Genomic DNA, 18613 nt, shown 5'->3' with positions numbered 1-18613 from the left:
TGTTGCGGCACCCTCCTGATGCGCCCGACGGCCCCGCGCTGCGGTCGGGCGCTCGGACGGTCGGCTTCTATTGCGCGGCGCGTTTCCTCATCCAGCTCACGCCCGCTCCCACCACGCTCATCAAGATCAAAGCGCAGATGACGGAGACTAGCGTAACGCTGATCGGGCTTGAAACAAAAATCCACGGATCGCCATTCGAGATATCAAAGGACCGCCGGATGCTGCTTTCCAATCGTGGCGTCAATACGAAAGCCAGAATAAGCGGGGCAATCGGGAAATCGGCAGCCTTGAGGTAATAGGCGGCAACCCCGAAGCCCAGCATCAGCCAGACGTCGAACATGCTGCCATTGACGCTATAGGCGCCAAAGACGCAGACCGTCCCGATCACCGGGATCAGCACCGAAATCGGAATGCGCAGGATCTGCATCAGGAACGGAATGATCAGCATGGCCGCAATCACCGCCATCACCGTTCCGATATACATGGAGGACACCAGCCCCCAGACAAAATCCGGACGGGTGGCGAACAGCAGCGGCCCGGGCTGCAGCCCCCACATCATCAGCCCGCCAAGCAGCACGGCAGAGGTGCCGGAGCCGGGAATGCCCAGCGACAGCAGCGGCGCAAAGGATCCGGCGGCGGCGCCGTTATTGCCCGCCTCTGACGCGGCGACCCCCTCGACCGCCCCTTTGCCCATCTCGGCGCCGTTGCGTCCGATCTTGCGCTGCACCATGTAGGACAGGAAGGCCCCGGTGGTGGCCCCGGCACCGGGCAGGATGCCGACCAGCGTCCCGATCAGGCCGGAGCGCAGGCTGACCGGCAGCAGGCGCAGGGTCTCGCGGCGGCTGGGGATCGCGGCGCGCAGCGGGATCTGTTTCGGCCCCTCGCCGGGCTTAGGCCGGTCGGTCATCATCTCCAGCAGCTGGCAGAAGCCGAACATGCCGATCACCAGCGGGATGAAGGACACGCCGTTGAGCAGATGCATCGACCCCAGCGTGAACCGCGCATGGCCGAAGGTGGAGCCGATGCCCACCACCGCCAGCAGGATCCCCAGCATCGTGGCCATCAGCCCCTTGGCGATGTTGTCGCCCAGCATCCAGCCGATGGAGCAGAGCGCGAGCAGGATCAGCGCTGCGGTTTCGGGCGGGCCGAACATCAGGCCGATCTCTGCCAAGAGCGGCCCCATGAAGGACAGCGCGACGATCCCGGTGGTGCCGCCGATGAACGAGGCGATATTGGCCGAAAACAGCGCCTTGCCGCCTTCGCCGCGCTTGGCCATCGGATAGCCGTCCAGCGCCGTCATCACCGCAGGCGCGTCGCCGGGAATGTTGAGCAGGATGGCGCTGTAGGCGCCGCCGAACATGCAGCCGTAATAAAGAGCCGCAAGCAGGATGACCGCCGTGGTCGGATCCATGCCGAAGGTCAGCGGCAGGAGCAGTGCGATGCCGGTGACCGAACCAAGGCCGGGAATGGCGCCGACAACGATGCCCAAGGCGGCCCCGGTCAGCGCCGCGCCCAGATTGCCCAGCGACAGCGAGGTGGCAAAGCCCGATTGCAGGGCGAGCAGGGTTTCCATGTGAGCCTCTCAGAACAGGGTGGACAAGAGGTTTTCGGGGAAGGCCACCCGCAGCCAGACGTCAAACAGCAGGGTCGTCGACAGCCCCGTCGCGGCGGCGACAAGGATCGACCGGCGCCATGGCGCCCTCTCCACCAGCCTCAGCCAGAGCAGCACGAACAGCGTCATGGCGGGCACCATGCCGATCACCGAAATCAGGGCGATGGCTGCGACCATGGCGATCACGGGGGCGTGGTTCTTCAGCCGGACGCGGGCCGCAACCGGAGCAGGGCGCGCCAGATCAAGCGCGGCGAGCAGCGCCGTGCCGCCGCCGAACACGGTCGGAAAGAACCCGGCGCCCGGGCCGCCCTCCATCCAGAAGCCGTAACTGAAAAGGCCAAATCCGCAGAACACCGCGCCGAAACAGAAAACGGCAAAAGTGACGGCGGACGCGAACAGGGACCGCGGCGGGCGCGGGGCATCAGGGCTCAGCACGTGAGGTTCTCCGGAAATCTGGGGGGCTGTCAGGGGCGCGCGCAAAGGCAAAGCGGCGCGCAGGACCGGCCTGCGCGCCTTGCGGGATCAGTCGATGAATCCCGCAGCCTTCAGCAGGCGTTCATATTTCTCGGCCTCGGCGGCATAGAATTCCGCGCTTTCTTCGGCGCCCATGAAGCGCGCGACCAGACCCTTGTCCTGAATATAGTCCTGCTGCCACATCTCGGTGTCATAGGCCGCCTTCAGCTTTTCTTCCCAATAGGCAACGGCCTCTGCGGGCATTTCCGGCGGACCGGCATAGCCGCGGAACAGGCTGATGGCGACGCCGGGATAGCCCAGTTCGGCGAAGGTGGCGGTGGAGTCAAAAGGTTCCGACAGCCGCTCTTCGGAAAAGGCGCCCAAGGGATGCGCGCGCCCTGCCGCGACCTGCTGGCCGATCTCGCTGGGATTGAAGATGGCCGCGTCCACATGGCCCCCCAGCAGTGCCGACAGCGCGTCGCCGCCACCATCGAACGGCACATATTGCAGCTCTGCGTCAAGACTGTCGCTGAGCATGGTAAAGACCAGATGATCCTCGCTGCCACGCGACACGCCGCCAATGGTGATGCTGTTGGGCTCTGCCGACGCGGCGGCGACCAGCGCGTCGAAATCGGCAAAATCGTCGGCGCTGCGGGTCACCAGAACCAGCGTATCCACCGACAGCGTGGCCAGCGGGGTGACATTCTCCAGCTTCACGGCGGCGTCGTTGGAGATGGTGCTCATCATCTGACCCGCGATGAAGGTCATCAGAGTGTTGGGATTGCCGGTCTTGCTGAAGGCGTAAGTGTTGCCCACCGCGCCCGATCCGCCCGGCTTGTTCAGCACCACCACATTGGCATCGACGATGTCATTGGCGCGCCACGTCTCGGCCAGCATCCGCGCGTTCACGTCGCTGCCGCCCCCGGCGCTGTAGGGCACCACGAATTCGACCGTCCCCTCCGGCTCCCAGGCCTGCGCCTGCGCCCCGATCCCCATGGCGACCGCTGCCGCCAGAATCATCCTCACCTGCATCAAGCTCTCCTCCCTTTGCTTGACACCGCGCGCCTCTCCGCCCGGTTTTGTATACCATATTTTCGGATTTGGATGTGGGTCAACTTATAATAACTGCATAAAAACAGCATGATAAAATTTTAATAGCATTTTGGAATGCCAAAATGGACGAATCCTGCGCCAGCGCACCCCGTCCGGGAGGGCGCCGCGTCCGGTCAGCGCGGCCCGTCTTCGGAGGGGGGTGCCGGAAACAGGCAGCCGGGATTCATCCGCCCGTCAGGGTCCAGCAGCGACTTGACCGCCTGCGCCAGCGCCAGCAGCGGCGCGGGGCGGTCGGCATGAAGTGCTGCCAGCCGTTCGCGCCCGATGCCATGTTCCGCGCTGAGCGAGCCGTCGAGCGCGCGCACCACCTCATACATCCGTGCCCGTGCGGCGGCGCTCTGCGCAAAGAACTCGGCCTTGGCGATGCCTGCGGGCGGCAGCACGTTGAAATGCACGTTGCCATCGCCCATGTGGCCATAGGCCAGCGGGGTCCAGCCGGGCAGATGCTCTGCCACCACGGCCTGCAGCGCCTCCACCAGTCGGGCAACACGCGACAGCGGCACGGAAAAATCGGTGCGCAGATGCCAGCCGCGTGCCGCCTGCGCCTCCACCATCGCCTCGCGCAGCAGCCACAGATCCTGCCGCTGGCGGTCGCTGGTCGCGACCACCCCGTCCAGAACCGGCCCGTCGCTCAGCGCCTCTTCCAGCAGGCCCATCAGCAGCGCCTCCAGATCCACCGGGCCCGAGGCCGCCACCTCCAGCAGCACGTAGTAGGCGGCGCGGTCGGCAAATGGCGCCTGCAGGCCGGGCACATGGTCGATGGCAAGGTCGATGGCCGCCCCCGGCATGAATTCGAAGGCCGACAGCAGGTCGCTGCAATGGGCACGGGCCCGTGCGGCAAAGCTGACGATCTCCTGCAGGTCGGCAAAGGCCAGCAGCGCCGTCTGCCGCCGGGTGATGCGGGGCGACAGGCGCAGGCTCGCCGCCGTCACGATACCAAGCGCGCCTTCGCTGCCGATGAACAGCTGATGCAGCGCAAGGCCCCGGTTGTCCTTGCTCAGCGCCGACAGCATGTCGATCACCGTGCCATCGGGCAGCACCACCTCCAGACCCAGCACCAGATTGCGCATCATCCCGTAGCGCAGCACGTTCAGCCCGCCCGCATTCACCGCGATGGCGCCGCCAATCTGCGCGCTGCCCTGCGCCCCGAAAGACAGCGGAAACAGCAGGTTCTGCGCCTCGGCGGCGCGCTGCGCCTCTTCGACCGTGACACCCGCCTCGACCTGCAGGACCATGTCCAGCGGGTCAAGCGCGCGGATCGCCCGCATCCGGCCCATGTTCAGCAGGATGTCGCGCCCGCCCGTCGGGCAGGTGCCCGCCACCAGCCCGGTATTGCCGCCCTGCGGCACAAGGCCAATCCCGGCGCGGGCGGCAAGCCGCACCACCGCCGCCACTTCCTGCGTCGAACCGGGCCGCACCACGCAAAGCGGATCGGCAAGATTGTCCCCCGACCAGTCGCGCACATATCCCGCCAGATCGGCCGCCGTCGCCAATACGTTGCGCGCCCCGACCAGCGCCGCCAGTTCGGCGAGGAGTTGATCTCTGTCCATCTCTGCCTCCGCAATTTCGCAGAGGGAATAGCAAGATTATCCTATTTGTCCAACAATCATATTATCCAGAAAAAGCATGAACCCGCCGCGCCTCTCTGCTAGGAGCGGTCTGCGCGCAGAGGGACCAAGGGAGACCTGCCAGATGGCCAGCAGTTTTGTCGTGGAACGCCCGGCGGGCCTGCCCGACCGGATCGCCGATCTGCTCATGGAGCAGATCACCTCGGGCGCGCTGGCCGAGGGGCAGATCCTGCCGACGGAAACCGAGCTTGCCAAAAGCTTTGGCGTCAGCCGCAATGTGATGCGCGAGGCGATCGCCCGGCTGCGGTATGAGGGCATTCTGGACAGCCGTCAGGGGCGCGGCGCGATGGTGCTGCCGCTCAGCGAACGCCTGACCTTCCGCATCGGCAGCGGTCTGGGCAGCAGCGACAGCCTTGCCGATCTGTTCGAACTGCGAGGCCTGCTGGAGATCGAGATTGCCGGTCTGGCGGCGCAGCGGCGCGGCCCGGAGGATCTGTCAGAACTGGAGGCGGCGCTGACCTGCCTCAGCGAGAGCGATTTTTTCGACGAGGCCAAGCTGGAGGCTGACGCGCGCTTTCACCGCGCCTTGGCTGCTGCCACCGGCAATGACTACCTCAAGGGCATCTCGACCTATATTTCCTTCCGGCTGAAAGGCACCACGCGCGACACCGCCGCCGTCTATGCGTCGGACGACCTTGTGGCGCAGACGATCAGGGAGCACCGGCTGATCTTTGAACGGGTCAGCGCAGGCGAGGCCGAGGGCGCGCGCGCGGCGATGCGCGCCCATATCCTCCACGCCGCGGAGCGCCTTGGCGTCCGGCTGAAAACCGGCGTTCTGGCGGGCTAGGGGGCCGTCAGGGCCGGGTGTCAGCTTTCGGGCAGGCCGTAGAACCGCGCGGCGTTGGTGGTGAAGATCTTGTGCAGGTCTTCGGGGCCGTAGATCTCGCCCAGCAGGCTGCGGGCCAGATCGACCACCTGCGCGTGGCTGGCGGCGAGCGTGCAGACCGGCCAGTCGGTGCCGAAGATCAGCCGGTCCGGGCCGAACTGCTCGGCCACGTGGCGGACAAAGGGCCGGATGCGCTCTGGCGACCAGTCGGCGCCCGCCTCGGTCACCATGCCGGAGATCTTGCACATCAGCCGGGGATGGGCGGCAAGCTGAGCCATGTCCTGCCCCCACTGACCCAGCCCCGCCGCGGTCATGTCGGGTTTGGACAGGTGATCCACCACGCCGCGCAGGCCGGGGGCGGCGTTCAGCGCGGCGCTCATCGCGGGCAGGTGGCGCGGGAAGGTCAGGATGTCGAAGGGCACGTCGCGCCGCGCCACCTCGGCCAGGGCCGAGTGGAAGGCGGGGGTTTCGATCAGCGCGGGCTCGTGATCCTGCAGCATCGGGCGCAGGCCCAGCCATTTCGGCTGAGCGGCGTAATGATCCAGCCGCGCGGCAAAATCCGGCGCCGTCATGTCAAGCCAGCCGACCACGCCCGCGACAAACCCGGTCCGCGCCGCGAGATCGAGCAGAAAGTCGGTCTCGGCCTCGGTCTCGGCGGCCTGCACCAGAATTGTCCGCGTGATGCCGGAGGCGGCGTTCAGCGGCGCCAGATCCTCGGGGGTGAAATCGCGGTAAAGATCGCCGAGGTCTGGAGTCAGCCAGCCGTAATCGCCGCGCTCCACCCGCCAGAAATGCTGATGTGCGTCGATCATGTGCGGATCACGCCCTTTTTCAGGATGAGGTTGGCGTAAAGCCTCCGCTCGCCGGTGGCCACCACGGCATAGGCCGTCTTGGCGCGGTCGTAAAAGGCGAAGCGGTCGATCTCCTGCATCGACACCGGCGCGCCATGGGCCGCCGCCAGCACCCGGTCGAAATCGTCATAGATCTCGGGGCGGCCATCGGGGCTGGCCATGGCGGCGGCGGGCTGGTCGACAAAATCATCGAGCGGCAGCAGCGACAGGATCGCTTCGGCGGCGCGGTCGGCACCGATGCCGGGCAGGCGCACAAGACGCTGCGCCACGGTCGCGGCAGGGAAATTGGCGTCGGTCAGCACGATCTCGTCGCCATGGCCCATGTCACGCAGGATGGCCAGAAGCCCGCCGGTCAGCAGCGGGTCGATGGATTTCAGCATGGGAACCTCAGACGGTTTGGGAGGAGGAAAGGGCGTGGTCCAGATCGGACCACAGGCTGTCAGGCAGGTCAGTGCCGAACCAGTCGACATTCTGCTGCAGCTGGTCGGGGGTCTTGGCGCCGATCACCACGCAGGTGACGGCGGGGTGGCGCATGGGAAAGCGGATCGCGGCGGCGGCCAGCGGCACGCCGTGATCGTCGCAGACCGACCGCAGCGCCTCGACCTTCGCCACGATCTCTGCCGGGGCGTCGGCGTAATTGAACTTGCGCCGCCCGCCTTTGGGCGCCGCCAGAATCCCGGAATTGTAGACCCCGCCAAGCGCCAGCGCCACGCCGCGCTGCGCCGCCAGCGGCAGAAAGGTGTCCTCGGCGTCGCGGTCGAGCAGGGAATAGCGCCCGGCCAGCATGCAGCAGTCCAGATCGGTCTCCTCCAGCGCGTCGCGGATCACTTCCCATTCGTTGACGCCAAGGCCAAACCCCTTGATGTCGCCCGCCGCTTTCAGCTCCTGCAGGGCGCGGAAGCCGCCGCCCCTGGTCAGCGCCTGCCAGTGATGGGCATGGGCGTCGCCATGGGTGACCGGGCCGATGTCATGCACGTAAAGCAGATCGATGCGCCGCAGGCCAAGCCGCTGCTGGCTGTCGTCATAGCTGCGCATGATGGCATCATAGCTGTAATCGAACACCTCGCGGAAGGGCAGGGCGTTGTGAAATCCCGGATCCAGCGGGTTCTTGGGCGGCTCGGGCGGCAGGTCGCGCCCGGCCCGCGCGGTGGTCATCAGGCGGCCCACCTTGGTCGACAGCACGTAGCTGTCATCGCTTTCGCGCAGCACATGGCCTACCAGATGTTCGGCGCGGGTCAGGCCATACATGGGCGCCGTGTCGAAATAGCGGATGCCCAGATCCCATGCGCGCTGCAGCGTGGCCAGCGCGTCGGCGCGCGGAACATCGGCGTAAAGCCCACCCAAGGGCGCGGATCCAAGGCCAAGGGCGGTCACGCTCAGGCCGGTCTGGGCCAGCTGGCGGGGGGTGGTGGCGGTCAGGGTCATGCGGTCTCCGGTCGGGCGGTCTTGCGTTTATGGGTGCGGCTGCGGGCAAAGACGACAAGTCCCACGCCGACGAGCAGCAGCGCGCCGCGCACGATCTGGCGCTGGCTGTCGGTCCAGCCCAGCAGGGCGGCGCCGTTCAGCAGGCCGGTCAGGAACAGCACCGCCGCAAGCGTGCCGATCACGTTGGGCTTGCCGAATTTCAGCGCCATGCCGCCCAGAAGCACCGCCGTCAGCCCGTCAAGGAAATAGGAGGTGCCAAGATAAGGCTGCCCCGAGGACAGTTCCGCCGCCAGCAGCACCCCCGCCAGAGCGGAGACCACGCCGGACAGCACATAAAGCATGAACAGCAGCCGGTTCACCGGCACGCCCGCCTCTTCGACCGCGGCGCGGTTCTGTTCCATCGCATAGACATAGCGCCCGAAGGTCAGCTTTTCCTGCAGCCCCCATGCCAGCGCATAAAGGGCGGCCACGATCAGCGCCAGCACCGGCAGCGCGCCAAGCCGCATGTCCAGAAGCCCGCCCACAAAGCCGGTGGAGGAGAGCGCGATGGAGGTGCCCCGCCCGATCGCCGCCGCGATGGAGGCGGCCAGCGCGCCGGAGGCGATGGTGATGACCAGCGCGGGCAGGCGTAGCCCTGCCACCAGCGTGGCGTTGAGCAGGCCAAAGACGATGCCCATGCCCAGCCCGCTAAGGGCTGCCATGGGCCATCCCGCCCCGCCCGCGACCAGCCCCGCCACGGTCATGTTCGCCAGTGCCGCGACCGACATGAAGGACACGTCGATTTCGCCCGCCGCGATCAGCCATGTCAGGCCCAGAAACATCAGCGCCGCGATGGAGGCGGACATCAGCATGCCATGGATGTTGCCGGGCGCGATGAAGGTCGGGCGCAGCGCCGCGAAGATCACGAAGACCGCGAGAACCAGCAGGAAAAAGCCGTATTTCATGAGCAGCGTTCCCGGGGTGACGATGCGGCGGGTGCCAGCTGCGGTGACACGCGCGCTGGCGGAGTGCTGGGTCATGTCGGTCATGCCGGGGTCTCCTTGCGGGTGGGGAGAAGGCGGCGCAGCGCGCCGGAGATGCGCGGATCAAAGCAGGTGATGGCAAGGATCAGCACGGTGCTGACGATGGCATCGGAGTAGTAGTAGGGGATAGCCAGCAGCGTGAAACCGTTGAGCATCAGCGACATAAGCATGGTGCCCGCCAGCGTCGCCAGCACCGAGGGCCGCCCGAACAGGGCTGCCCCCAGATAGACGGCGGCAAAGGCGGGCATCAGCAGCTGCGTGCCCGCCGACACGTTGGCCGCCCCCGAGGAGGCCACCAGCAGCACGATGGACAGGCAGGCGCAAAGCCCGCAGAGCGCGAAGGCCGCGATGACGATGGCACTGACCGGCACGCCGGAATACCATGCCGCGGTGCGGTTTTCGCCGGTGGCATAGAAGGCCCGGCCAAAGCGCGAGGCGTTGAGGATCAGCAGCCCAACCAGCGCCGCGCCCAGCAGGATGGCGAAAGGCCGGTCCAGCCCCAGAAAGCGCCCGTCATTGATGTCGAGCAGGCCGGACATGAAGAAGTTGCGGCTGATCGAGGTGCCGTTGGAATAGAAATAGCTGAAGCCGATGGCCAGCCCGCCGGTGGCGATGGTGGTGACGATGTCGGGCAGCTTGAACCGGGCGATGGCGATGCCGTTGAAGATGCCGATGAGCAGCCCCACCGCCAGCCCGCCGCCGATGGCCAGCGACAGCGGCTGCCCGATGGCGATGAGCCAGCCCATGGTCATCGCGCCCAGAGAGGCGACGCCGGGGAAGCTCAGGTCGAAATGGCGCACGACGATGACGAAGGTCAGGCCAAGCGCTGCAACGCCGTTGACCGACATGTGCCGCATCAGCGCGCGGATGTTGCCCGTGGACAGGAAGGCGGGGTTCTGCAGCCAGAACAGCCCGGCGATGACGGCGACGATGGCGGCAAAGGCCAGAATGCGGATAAAAAGCGTGGTGCGGGTCATCAGACGGCCTCTCCCATGATGCCGGCGTGCAGCAGGTGGTCGCGGGTGGTGTCGCGCGACGGCACCCCGATCGGCGCGCCCTTGTACAGCGCGACGGTGCGGTCGGCGATGCCGAACACCTCGTTACAGTCCGAGGACATGACGATCACGGCGGCCTTTTCGGACAGCTCGCGCATCAGCGCATAGATCTTGGCGCGGGCGCCGATATCGACCCCCACGGTCGGTTCCACGAAGATGTAGACATCGGCCTCGCGGTAAAGCCCCTTGGCGATCACCACCTTCTGCTGGTTGCCGCCCGAATAGCCGCGCAGGGGCCGGTCGAGCTTGCGCGGCTGCAGGTCGACCCGCGCGGCCAGCGCCGCCGCGTCCCGGCGGTTGCGCCCGAAACGCAGGAAGCCCCCCAGCGAAGCGCGGCCCAGATTGGCGAGCGTGGTGTTGAAGATCACGTTTTCCTGCATGGACAGGCCCTCGGTGCGGCGGTCGCCGGGCACGAGGAACACCCCGGCCTTCAGCGCCTGCGCCGGGCTGCGGAACGCGACCTGCTGCCCGTGCAGATGCAGGCTGCCGCTGTCGGGACGCAGCGCGCCGAACAGCGCCTTGGACAGCTCGTCCAGCCCCGAGCCGACCAGCCCGAAGATGCCCAGAATCTCGCCCCGCCGCGCGGCGAAGGACACGTCCTGAAAATCGCCCTGCCGGGTCAGACCGCGCGCCTCGAACACGATGTCGCCCGCAGCATGGGTGGGGCGGGGCGGGAACACCTCGCCCGCCACGCTGTCGAGCATCAGGTTGGGAATGGAAATGGCCGCCTGCCGCGCCTCGGCCACGCCATGCATCGCCACCCGGCGCCCGCCCCGGAACACGGTGAAGCGGTCGGCGATCTCGAACACCTCGTCAAGGTGATGGGTGATGTAGATGATGGCCAGACCCTGCGCCCTGAGCGTGCGCATCATTCCGAACAGCGACTCCTTCTCGCGTTCGGTGAGCGTGGAGGTGGGTTCGTCCAGAATGAGGATGCGCGCGCTGTCCAGCCGCAGTGCATGCAGGATCGCCACGATCTCGCGGTCGACGGCGGGCATGTCCTCCACCCTGCGGTCCAGATCGATGTCGATGGGAAAGCGGTCCAGCAGCCGGGCGGCGCGGCTGCGGATGTCGCGCGCGTTGACCGGCGAAAACAGCCCGGCCCGCGCATGTTCCTGCCCCAGAAAGATGTTCTCGGCGCCGGTCAGGTCGCCCACCAGTTCGGGATGCTGCTGCACCACCGCGATGCCCGCCTCGATGGCGGCGCGCGGCGCGCCAAGCGCGATCTCGTCCCCGGCGATGCGGATGCTGCCGCGGTCCTTGGAATAGACGCCCGACAGGATCTTGATGAGCGTCGACTTGCCCGCCCCGTTCACGCCAAGCAGCGCGTGAATCTCTCCGGCCTCCAGCTCGAAATCGACATCCGCCAGCGCGCGGACATCCCCGAACCGTTTTTCGATCCCGCGCATTTCAAGCAGGCTCATGCTCCCCTCCCTTGGTCGTCTTGCGGATCGGGGCGGCAGCTCCTCCTGCCGCCCCGGGCGGGATTACAGCACCCGGCTCCAGCCCAGCTTGGCGGCTTCGCCCGGCTGGTCATAGGTGTCGGGCATTTCGGACATGCCTTCGAGGCTGGACTGCGTCACCGCATAAGAGGGCGTGATGACAAAGCGCGGCGCGATCCGGCCCTGCGCCACCTCGACCGCGTAGAACGCGTTCATATAGGCCATCTCGTAGAAGCTCTGCGCCATGGTCAGCTTGAAGGGCGATCCGGCGGCGATGTATTCAAAGCTCTGCTGCCCGCCGTCGATGCCGGTGATCATCACGTCACGCCCCGAGGCGCGGATCGCAAGCGTGCCTTCGGAGGCGGCGCCATCCCATGCGCACCAGATCGCGTCCAGTTCGGGATTGGCGGTCAGGATCTGGTCCACGACCTGACGCGGCGTGGTCGATCCCCCCAGCGCAAAGGCGATTTCCGACACGATCTCGATGTCCGGGAAGCGGTTGAACACCGATTTGGCGCCCAGCGTCCGCTGGTCCCAGCTTTCGTTCGAGGGCAGCGACACCAGCGCCACCTTGCCCGTCCCGCCCAGCTGTTCGGCGATATATTCCGCCGGATAGGCGCCAAGGCCGAAATTGTTGGACATGGCGGTGGAGGTGACGGTGGCGTTCGGCACGTAGCTGTCGCCGACAAAGATCGGAATGCCGGAGGCCACGGCCTCCTGCACCGCCGGGGAAATGGCGGCGGCATCGGCGGGGGTGATGAAGATCGCGGTGGGCTTTGCCTCGACAAAGGCGAGGATCTGGTCCGCCTGCTTCTTGATGTCGTAATTGGCATCGGCGATGGTCAGCTCGCCGCCCAGCTTTTCCACGGCATCCTTGTAGCCGTTGACGATGTGGCGCCCGGATTCCCAGACCGTCCAGCCCAGCGAGGCGGCAAATTTCATGCTGCCGTTCTGCGCCCATGCGTAATCCGGGCGCAGCACGCTGGCGGCCACGGTGGCGGCAGCGCCTGCGGTCAGCAGCCCGCGCCGGGTCAGCCGGACACCGGAATGGCTGGAGACCAGTTCGGGTTTCTTGAAAGTATCGTCCATGTGTTCCTCCCTTTGGGCATTATTGCCCGTCCCTTGGCCCGGTTCGGGCCGGTGCATCGGCGCCCCTCCCCCGGGGCGCCTGGTCTGTCGGCCTGTGGCCTTTGACCAGTTGTTTCGGCCTTTGGCCTCAGGCCGAATCCTTCAGAATTTCCAGATATTCCGCCTGCGTGGCGATCCGGGGGTTGGTGCCGTGGCAGTGATCCTTTAGCGCCGCATGCGACACCTCCGTCATCATCGCCTCGGTCACGCCCATTGCGGTCAGGCCCGAGGGCATTCCCAGCCGCCGGTTCAGCGCCGCGCAGGCCTCTGCCGGGTCGCCGCCGAAGCGGTCCGCAAGCACGTCCCATTTGGCGCCGATCGCCGCGCGGTTGAACCGCAGCACGGCGGGCATCAGCACCGCGTTCAGCGTGCCATGATGCAGGTTCAGCTCGCGGATGGCACCCAGCGGATGGGTCAGCGCATGTACGGCCCCGAGCCCCTTCTGGAACGCCATCGCCCCTTCCAGCGCGCAGACCATCATGTCGCGGCGGGCGGCGCGGTTCTGCCCGTCGGCGGTGGCGGGCTCGATGGCGCGCAGCCCGCAGTCCAGCCCGTGCAGCGCGATGGCCTCGGCGGGCGGGTTGAAGGACGGCGCCATGTAGGTTTCAAGACAGTGCGAAATCGCATCCATCCCGGTGGCGGCGGTCAGCATCGGCGGCAGGCCATAGGTCAGTTCGGGATCGCAAAGCGCCACGGTGGGTAGGTTGTGCGGCGACAGGATGCCCAGCTTGCGGCCTTCGGCGGTGATGATGACCGAGGCGCGCCCGACCTCTGACCCGGTGCCCGAGGTGGTGGGCACGGCGATCAGCGGGCAGATCCGGCCATGGATGCGGGCCACGCCGCCGTTGACGGCGGCATACTGGTCCAGCGGCGCGGGATGCCCGGTCAGGATGCGCACCGCCTTCGCCAGATCCAGCGAGGAGCCGCCGCCGATCCCCACGATGCCGTCGCAGCCTTCGGCCTTGTAGACCTCGTAGGCGTCCATCACAGCCGCTTCGGTGGGGTTGGCGGGCGTGCCGTCAAACACCGCATGGGCGCCAAGGCTTTCGGTGACGCGGGCGATCATGCCCGTGGCGACCAGCCCGCGGTCGGTGGCGATCAGCGGCTTGGTGACACCCGCCTGTGCCAGAAAGCCCGGCAGGTCGGCGATCCGGCCTTCGCCGAATTCGATCCGCGTCAGATAGCCGATGGTGCCCGACACGCGGTCGGATGTCTCCGCCGCAGTGGTGCTGCGCATGGTCATGATGCCCCCAGTTCCCTTTTCCTCCGCCGCTGCAGCCCCCTGATGAGAGGGGCGCAAGGCGGCGCCTCCGATATATGAGTTACCCTGCAACCGATATATGAGTTTGTCAACCGGCAAAGATTGCTGTTTACTTTGCCCAAGTATCTATGAAGAATACCCGCAGGATGGAGGAGCACTCATGCGGAACAGGCAGCCTCAGAAAGCGGATCAGATATATGGGATTCTGCGCCGCGCGATCGTGATGCTGGAGATGGCGCCGGGTTCCCCGATCGTCGAGAAAGAGGTCTGTTCGGCCTATAACGTGTCACGCACCCCGGTGCGCGAGGCGGTCCAGAAGCTTGCCGAAGAGGGGCTGGTGAACGTGATTCCCCATTCCGGCACCTATGTCAGCCAGATCTCCTATGCGGGCGCGGAAGAGGGGTTTCTGATCCGCCGCGCGCTGGAGGTGGAGGGCGTGCGCCGCGCCGCCGCGCGCGCCGATGTCGATCCCGAAGCGCTGGCGGATCTGGACCGGATCACCGCCGAAATGCAGCAGATGATCGCGAACGGCCAGCTTGACACCTATATCGACGCGGATGACGCGCTGCACGGCACCGTCGCCCGGATGAGCGGCATGACAAGGCTGTGGAAATTCGTGTCCATGGCCAAGGTCGATCTGGACCGGATGCGCCAGCTGTCGGCGCCGGTGCCCGGCCATCTGGCGCGGGTGACCGAACAGCATATCCAGATCGTCGAGGCGATCCGCCGGGGCAAACCCGATCAGGCCGAACTGGCCATGCGGATCCACCTCGATTCGTCTTTTACCGTGATGTCGAGCCTGATCCGCGATTCCCACGGAATCTTTGTCGAGGAGGCCGCGCGATGAGCGCCAAGGACAATTACATCTCGCCGCTGATCCGGCTCAACCCGGAAGACAATGTGGCCGTGGCGCGCGAACGTCTGGACCCGCGCGAACTGTCTGAGGTGGAGGGGATTCCGCTGCGCGCCCGCATTCCGCGCGGGCACAAGCTGGCGCTGCGCCAGATCCCCATGGGCGAGGCGGTGATCAAATATGGCCAGATCATCGGCTTTGCCACCGCCGACATCGGGGCGGGCGACCATGTGCACACGCAGAATCTGGGTGTGGGCGAATTCATGCGCGACTACGCCTTCTGCACCGACATCCGACCGCTACCGCCGGTGGACCGGCAGGCCAGCTTCATGGGCTACCGCCGGGCCGACGGGCGGGTGGGCACCCGCAACTATATCGCCGTGATCGCGTCGGTGAACTGTTCGGCCACGGTGTCGCGCGCGGTGGCCGCGCATTTCACCCCCGAGGTGATGGCGCGCTTTCCCGGTGTGGATGGCGTCATCAGCCTGACCCATGGCGGCGGCTGCGCCTTCAACACCAAGACCGAAGGTTATGATTACCTGACCCGGACCATCGCGGGCTATGCCAGCCATCCCAATGTGGGCGGCGTGCTGATGATCGGGCTGGGCTGCGAGACCAACCAGATCCCCGCCCTGCTGGAGCGCGAGGGGCTGGCCGAAGGCGAGCGCCTGCAGACGCTGACCATCCAGACCGTGGGCGGCACCCGGCGGACCGTGGCCGCAGGCATCGCCGCGGTCGAGGCGATGATGCCGGGCGTGGGGGCCGCGCGTCGGGAAGATGTGCCCGCATCCGGCCTGAGCCTTGCGCTGGAATGCGGCGGATCGGACGGCTATTCCGGCATCTCCGCCAATCCCGGCCTTGGCCATGCGGCGGATCTGCTGATCCGCCACGGTGGCACCGTGATCCTTGCCGAGACGCCCGAGATCTATGGCGCCGAACATCTGCTGACCCGCCGCGCCGCGCGCCCCGAGGTGGCCGAAAAGCTGCTGGAGCGGATCGAGTGGTGGCGCGATTACACCGCGCGCAACCGCGCGGAAATGGACAACAACCCGAGCCATGGCAACAAGCAGGGCGGGCTGACCACCATTCTGGAAAAATCGCTGGGCGCGGTGGCCAAGGGCGGATCGGGCACGCTGGAAGCGGTCTATGAATATGCCGAGAAGGTCACGGCGCATGGGCTCGTGTTCATGGACACCCCCGGATACGATCCTGTCGCCGTGACGGGGCAGGTCGCGGGGGGCGCCAACCTCATTGCCTTCACCACCGGGCGCGGCTCGGTCTCGGGCTTCAAGCCCGCCCCCTCGCTGAAGCTTGCCACCAATTCCGAGATGTTCCGCCACATGTCCGAGGACATGGATCTGGACTGCGGCACCGTCGTCACCGGCGAGGAGACCATCGAGGCGCTGGGGGAGCGCATCTTTCAGGCCATGCTCGACACCGCTTCCGGCAAGGAGACGGTCAGCGAGGCGCTTGGCTATGGCGACAACGAATTTGTGCCCTGGCAGGTCGGGGCAATCATGTAACACCCACCCGCCGCGGGACGGGGCGGCGGGCCGAGGCAGGAGGAGGCTCCGGTATGGAAATGACGGCAAGACATTACGACGTGGTGATCGTTGGCGCGGGCGTCGGTGGCGGCGCCATGGCGAACCGGCTGGCGGCCACGGGCGCGCGGGTGCTGATGATCGAACGTGGCACCTATCTTCCGCGCGAGGCGGACAACTGGTCGGTCAAGGCGGTGTTCCACGACAAGAAATACACCACCGCCGAAACGTGGCGGGACCGCAGCGGCAAGGCGTTCAACCCGTCCACCTTCTACTATGTGGGCGGCAATTCGAAATTCTTCGGCGCGGCCACGGTGCGCTTTCGCAAGGAGGATTTCGAGGATCTGGAGCATGAGGGCGGCACCGCCCCCGCATGGCCGGTCAGCTACGATGAATTTGCCCCCTATTATGACGAGGCCGAGCGGCTGATGGGCACCCATGGCACGGCGGGCGAGGATCCGATCGAGCCGCCTCGTTCGGGGCCGTTTCCGCATCCCGCCATCGGCCACGAGCCCGAGATTCAGGCCATCGCCGACAAGCTGCGCGGCAAGGGGCTGCGGCCCTTCTCGCTGCCCATCGCCATCGACCGGCACGAGGGCGGCGCCTGCATCCGCTGCGCCACCTGCGACGGTTTCGCCTGCAAGCTTGGCGCCAAGAACGATGCCGAGGTGCGGCTGGTCGGCCCCGCGCTGAAGACCGGGCTGGTGGATCTGATCCTTGAAACCAAGGCGCTGCGATTCCTCACCGATGCCACGGGCCGCAAGGTCACCGGGATCGAGGTGGAACAGGACGGCCAGCGGCGCACCATCCACGGCGATCTGTTCATCTCGGCGGCGGGCGCGATCAATTCTGCGGCGCTGCTGCTGCGGTCGGCCAATGACAAGCATCCCGGCGGGCTGGGCAATACCAGCTCCGACCAGCTGGGCCGCAATTACATGGCCCATAACAACACCGCGATGATGGCGGTGCATCCCTTCCGCAAGAATGGCGTGACCTTCCAGAAATCGCTGGCGATCAACGACTTCTACCTTGCCAATGACGTGCGGCCCTATCCCTTGGGCAATATTCAGGGTCTGGGCAAGCTGCAGGGCGGCATGCTGACCGCCAGCGTGCCCTTCATTCCGGAATGGCTGATGGACCGTTTCGCCGAACGCTCGGTGGACTGGTGGCTGATGTCCGAGGATCTGCCCGATCCCGACAACCGCATCACGCTCGACAGCGACGGCACGATCCGGGTCAATTACACCGCCAACAACCTCAAGGCGCATCGGGAACTGGTGAAGCACTGGTCGGGGGTGATGCGCAGCCTTGGCTATCCCATCATCCTAACCCAGAAAATGGACATCACCGTGTCCATGCACCAGTGCGGCACGGCGCGGTTCGGCACCGATCCCGCCACCTCGGTGCTGGATGCCAACTGCAAGGCGTGGGATCTCGACAACCTTTATGTGGTCGATGCGTCCTTCCTGCCAAGCTCCACGGGGTTCAACCCGTCACTGACCATCGTCGCGCAGGCGATCCGCACGGCGGAGCATATCGCGACACATGTGCTTCGGGCCGAGAAAGTCGCCTGAGCCAGACACGACCAGAGGGAGGACAACATGACAGACAGGGCAGCGGCAGGTCTTTTTGACCTGACCGGAAAGGTGGCGCTTGTCACCGGAGCATCGCGCGGCATCGGCCGGGAGCTGGCGCTGGGGCTGGCGGGACAGGGGGCAGATGTGGTGGTGAACTACGCCTCCGCCGCCGACCGTGCGCAGGCCGTGGTGGCCGAGATCGAGGCGCTGGGGCGGCGCGCGGTGGCCATCCGTGCCGACGTGTCGCAGCCCGAGGACGCGCAGCGGCTGGCGGACGAGGCCAAGGCCGCCATGGGCCGCATCGACATTCTGGTGAACAACGCGGGCATCGTGCTGCCCGCCAATGCCGAAGATCAGGATTTTGCCGACTGGCGCCGCACCATGGCGGTCAATCTGGACGGCGTGTTCCTTGTCACGCAGGCGGTCGGGCGGCACATGATCGCCGCAGGCGGCGGGTCTGTCATCTCCATCGGGTCGATGTCGGGGCGGATCGTCAACTGGCCGTTCCGCCATGCCGCCTACAACGTGTCCAAGGCGGGCGTGCACATGCTGACCAAGGCGCTGGCCACCGAATGGGCGGAACATGGCATCCGCGTCAACGCCATCGCCCCCGGCTATATCCGCACCGAACTTACCGATGCGGTGCTGAAGGAACATCCCGATGTGGTGCGTGACCACTGGGCCAAGGGCGCCGTGCAGAACCGCATCGGCGAGACGCGCGAACTGGTGTCCGCCTGTGTCTATCTGGCGGCGGACAGCGCCAGCTTCACCACCGGGGAAATCATCACCGTCGATGGCGGCCTGACACTGCGCTGAGGGAGAGAGA

The 18613-nt window shown here is 66.5% G+C and carries 17 protein-coding genes; 5 read left to right on the top strand and 12 right to left on the bottom strand.

The features are described 5' to 3' along the window. Positions 1-67: 67 nt before the first annotated feature. The 4 genes from BLR51_RS18075 to BLR51_RS18060 form a co-directional block, all read right to left on the bottom strand. Positions 68-1573 carry a tripartite tricarboxylate transporter permease gene (locus tag BLR51_RS18075; protein ID WP_089849612.1) on the bottom strand — a complete coding sequence of 502 codons (1506 nt, stop codon included), beginning with the start codon at positions 1571-1573 and terminating at the stop codon, positions 68-70. Positions 1574-1582: 9 nt separating this feature from the next. Beyond that, positions 1583-2047, bottom strand: a complete 465-nt coding sequence (locus BLR51_RS18070) for a tripartite tricarboxylate transporter TctB family protein (RefSeq protein ID WP_165616874.1) — start codon at positions 2045-2047, stop codon at positions 1583-1585. Positions 2048-2134: 87 nt separating this feature from the next. After that, positions 2135-3097: a Bug family tripartite tricarboxylate transporter substrate binding protein gene (locus BLR51_RS18065; RefSeq protein ID WP_089849608.1), complete on the bottom strand. Its 963-nt coding sequence runs from the start codon at positions 3095-3097 to the stop codon at positions 2135-2137. Between the two features lie 194 nt (positions 3098-3291). Beyond that, positions 3292-4728 carry an FAD-binding oxidoreductase gene (locus BLR51_RS18060; protein ID WP_089849606.1) on the bottom strand — a complete coding sequence of 479 codons (1437 nt, stop codon included), beginning with the start codon at positions 4726-4728 and terminating at the stop codon, positions 3292-3294. 142 nt (positions 4729-4870) lie between these two features. Between BLR51_RS18060 and BLR51_RS18055 the strand changes: the two genes are divergently transcribed. After that, complete coding sequence (locus tag BLR51_RS18055; RefSeq protein WP_165616873.1) at positions 4871-5593, top strand: FadR/GntR family transcriptional regulator; 723 nt, start codon at positions 4871-4873, stop codon at positions 5591-5593. Between the two features lie 20 nt (positions 5594-5613). Here BLR51_RS18055 and BLR51_RS18050 read toward each other — a convergent pair whose 3' ends face one another. The 8 genes from BLR51_RS18050 to gbd all read right to left on the bottom strand — a co-directional run bounded on the left by BLR51_RS18050 (position 5614) and on the right by gbd (position 13798). Then, positions 5614-6444: an amidohydrolase family protein gene (locus tag BLR51_RS18050; RefSeq protein WP_089849602.1), complete on the bottom strand. Its 831-nt coding sequence runs from the start codon at positions 6442-6444 to the stop codon at positions 5614-5616. Next, positions 6441-6863, bottom strand: a complete 423-nt coding sequence (locus BLR51_RS18045) for an RbsD/FucU family protein (protein WP_089849600.1) — start codon at positions 6861-6863, stop codon at positions 6441-6443. Before BLR51_RS18045 ends, BLR51_RS18050 begins: the two co-directional genes overlap by 4 nt. 7 nt (positions 6864-6870) lie before the next feature. Continuing rightward, the gene (locus BLR51_RS18040) at positions 6871-7908 is read right to left on the bottom strand and encodes an aldo/keto reductase (protein ID WP_089849598.1); all 1038 of its coding nucleotides are present in this window, start codon (positions 7906-7908) and stop codon (positions 6871-6873) included. Beyond that, positions 7905-8936 carry an ABC transporter permease gene (locus BLR51_RS18035; protein WP_089849596.1) on the bottom strand — a complete coding sequence of 344 codons (1032 nt, stop codon included), beginning with the start codon at positions 8934-8936 and terminating at the stop codon, positions 7905-7907. The genes BLR51_RS18040 and BLR51_RS18035 overlap by 4 nt, the downstream gene beginning before the upstream one ends. Further along, positions 8933-9907, bottom strand: a complete 975-nt coding sequence (locus BLR51_RS18030; protein ID WP_089849595.1) for an ABC transporter permease — start codon at positions 9905-9907, stop codon at positions 8933-8935. The genes BLR51_RS18035 and BLR51_RS18030 overlap by 4 nt, the downstream gene beginning before the upstream one ends. Continuing rightward, on the bottom strand, positions 9907-11409 hold the full coding sequence (locus tag BLR51_RS18025) for a sugar ABC transporter ATP-binding protein (protein WP_089849593.1): 1503 nt from the start codon (positions 11407-11409) through the stop codon (positions 9907-9909). Before BLR51_RS18025 ends, BLR51_RS18030 begins: the two co-directional genes overlap by 1 nt. A gap of 63 nt (positions 11410-11472) precedes the next feature. Further along, complete coding sequence (locus BLR51_RS18020; RefSeq protein ID WP_089849592.1) at positions 11473-12516, bottom strand: sugar ABC transporter substrate-binding protein; 1044 nt, start codon at positions 12514-12516, stop codon at positions 11473-11475. A gap of 127 nt (positions 12517-12643) precedes the next feature. After that, positions 12644-13798, bottom strand: a complete 1155-nt coding sequence (gene gbd, locus BLR51_RS18015) for a 4-hydroxybutyrate dehydrogenase (protein ID WP_089849589.1) — start codon at positions 13796-13798, stop codon at positions 12644-12646. Between the two features lie 178 nt (positions 13799-13976). On the opposite strand from gbd, the gene BLR51_RS18010 reads away from it, so the two are divergent. The 4 genes from BLR51_RS18010 to BLR51_RS17995 are packed head-to-tail and all read left to right on the top strand — an operon-like array spanning position 13977 to position 18603. Beyond that, positions 13977-14663 (top strand): GntR family transcriptional regulator, encoded by a 687-nt coding sequence (locus BLR51_RS18010; RefSeq protein WP_089849587.1) that lies wholly within the window; start codon positions 13977-13979, stop codon positions 14661-14663. Next, a complete protein-coding gene (locus tag BLR51_RS18005; RefSeq protein ID WP_089849585.1) occupies positions 14660-16192 on the top strand; it encodes a D-arabinonate dehydratase in 1533 nt (510 codons plus the stop codon). The genes BLR51_RS18010 and BLR51_RS18005 overlap by 4 nt, the downstream gene beginning before the upstream one ends. 53 nt (positions 16193-16245) lie before the next feature. After that, complete coding sequence (locus BLR51_RS18000) at positions 16246-17784, top strand: GMC family oxidoreductase (RefSeq protein ID WP_089849584.1); 1539 nt, start codon at positions 16246-16248, stop codon at positions 17782-17784. Between the two features lie 27 nt (positions 17785-17811). After that, positions 17812-18603: an SDR family NAD(P)-dependent oxidoreductase gene (locus tag BLR51_RS17995; protein WP_089849582.1), complete on the top strand. Its 792-nt coding sequence runs from the start codon at positions 17812-17814 to the stop codon at positions 18601-18603. Positions 18604-18613 lie beyond the last annotated feature (10 nt).

It is taken from the genome of Salipiger marinus (genome assembly GCF_900100085.1).
Taxonomy (GTDB): domain Bacteria; phylum Pseudomonadota; class Alphaproteobacteria; order Rhodobacterales; family Rhodobacteraceae; genus Salipiger; species Salipiger marinus.
Note: the sequence above shows the minus strand (reverse complement) of the source record. Positions and strands in the feature narration are given on the sequence as shown.

Excerpts from the sequence above, each read along its gene's own strand:
- BLR51_RS18025 (WP_089849593.1), bottom strand. The coding sequence starts at position 11,409 with ATGAGCCTGCTTGAAATGCGCGGGATCGAAAAACGGTTCGGGGATGTC.
- BLR51_RS18065 (WP_089849608.1), bottom strand. The coding sequence starts at position 3,097 with ATGCAGGTGAGGATGATTCTGGCGGCAGCGGTCGCCATGGGGATCGGG.
- BLR51_RS18035 (WP_089849596.1), bottom strand. The coding sequence starts at position 8,936 with ATGACCGACATGACCCAGCACTCCGCCAGCGCGCGTGTCACCGCAGCT.
- BLR51_RS18005 (WP_089849585.1), top strand. The coding sequence starts at position 14,660 with ATGAGCGCCAAGGACAATTACATCTCGCCGCTGATCCGGCTCAACCCG.
- BLR51_RS18000 (WP_089849584.1), top strand. The coding sequence starts at position 16,246 with ATGGAAATGACGGCAAGACATTACGACGTGGTGATCGTTGGCGCGGGC.
- BLR51_RS18075 (WP_089849612.1), bottom strand. The coding sequence starts at position 1,573 with ATGGAAACCCTGCTCGCCCTGCAATCGGGCTTTGCCACCTCGCTGTCG.
- BLR51_RS18060 (WP_089849606.1), bottom strand. The coding sequence starts at position 4,728 with ATGGACAGAGATCAACTCCTCGCCGAACTGGCGGCGCTGGTCGGGGCG.
- BLR51_RS18010 (WP_089849587.1), top strand. The coding sequence starts at position 13,977 with ATGCGGAACAGGCAGCCTCAGAAAGCGGATCAGATATATGGGATTCTG.
- BLR51_RS18040 (WP_089849598.1), bottom strand. The coding sequence starts at position 7,908 with ATGACCCTGACCGCCACCACCCCCCGCCAGCTGGCCCAGACCGGCCTG.
- BLR51_RS18050 (WP_089849602.1), bottom strand. The coding sequence starts at position 6,444 with ATGATCGACGCACATCAGCATTTCTGGCGGGTGGAGCGCGGCGATTAC.
- BLR51_RS18020 (WP_089849592.1), bottom strand. The coding sequence starts at position 12,516 with ATGGACGATACTTTCAAGAAACCCGAACTGGTCTCCAGCCATTCCGGT.
- BLR51_RS18055 (WP_165616873.1), top strand. The coding sequence starts at position 4,871 with ATGGCCAGCAGTTTTGTCGTGGAACGCCCGGCGGGCCTGCCCGACCGG.
- BLR51_RS18030 (WP_089849595.1), bottom strand. The coding sequence starts at position 9,907 with ATGACCCGCACCACGCTTTTTATCCGCATTCTGGCCTTTGCCGCCATC.
- BLR51_RS17995 (WP_089849582.1), top strand. The coding sequence starts at position 17,812 with ATGACAGACAGGGCAGCGGCAGGTCTTTTTGACCTGACCGGAAAGGTG.
- gbd (WP_089849589.1), bottom strand. The coding sequence starts at position 13,798 with ATGACCATGCGCAGCACCACTGCGGCGGAGACATCCGACCGCGTGTCG.
- BLR51_RS18045 (WP_089849600.1), bottom strand. The coding sequence starts at position 6,863 with ATGCTGAAATCCATCGACCCGCTGCTGACCGGCGGGCTTCTGGCCATC.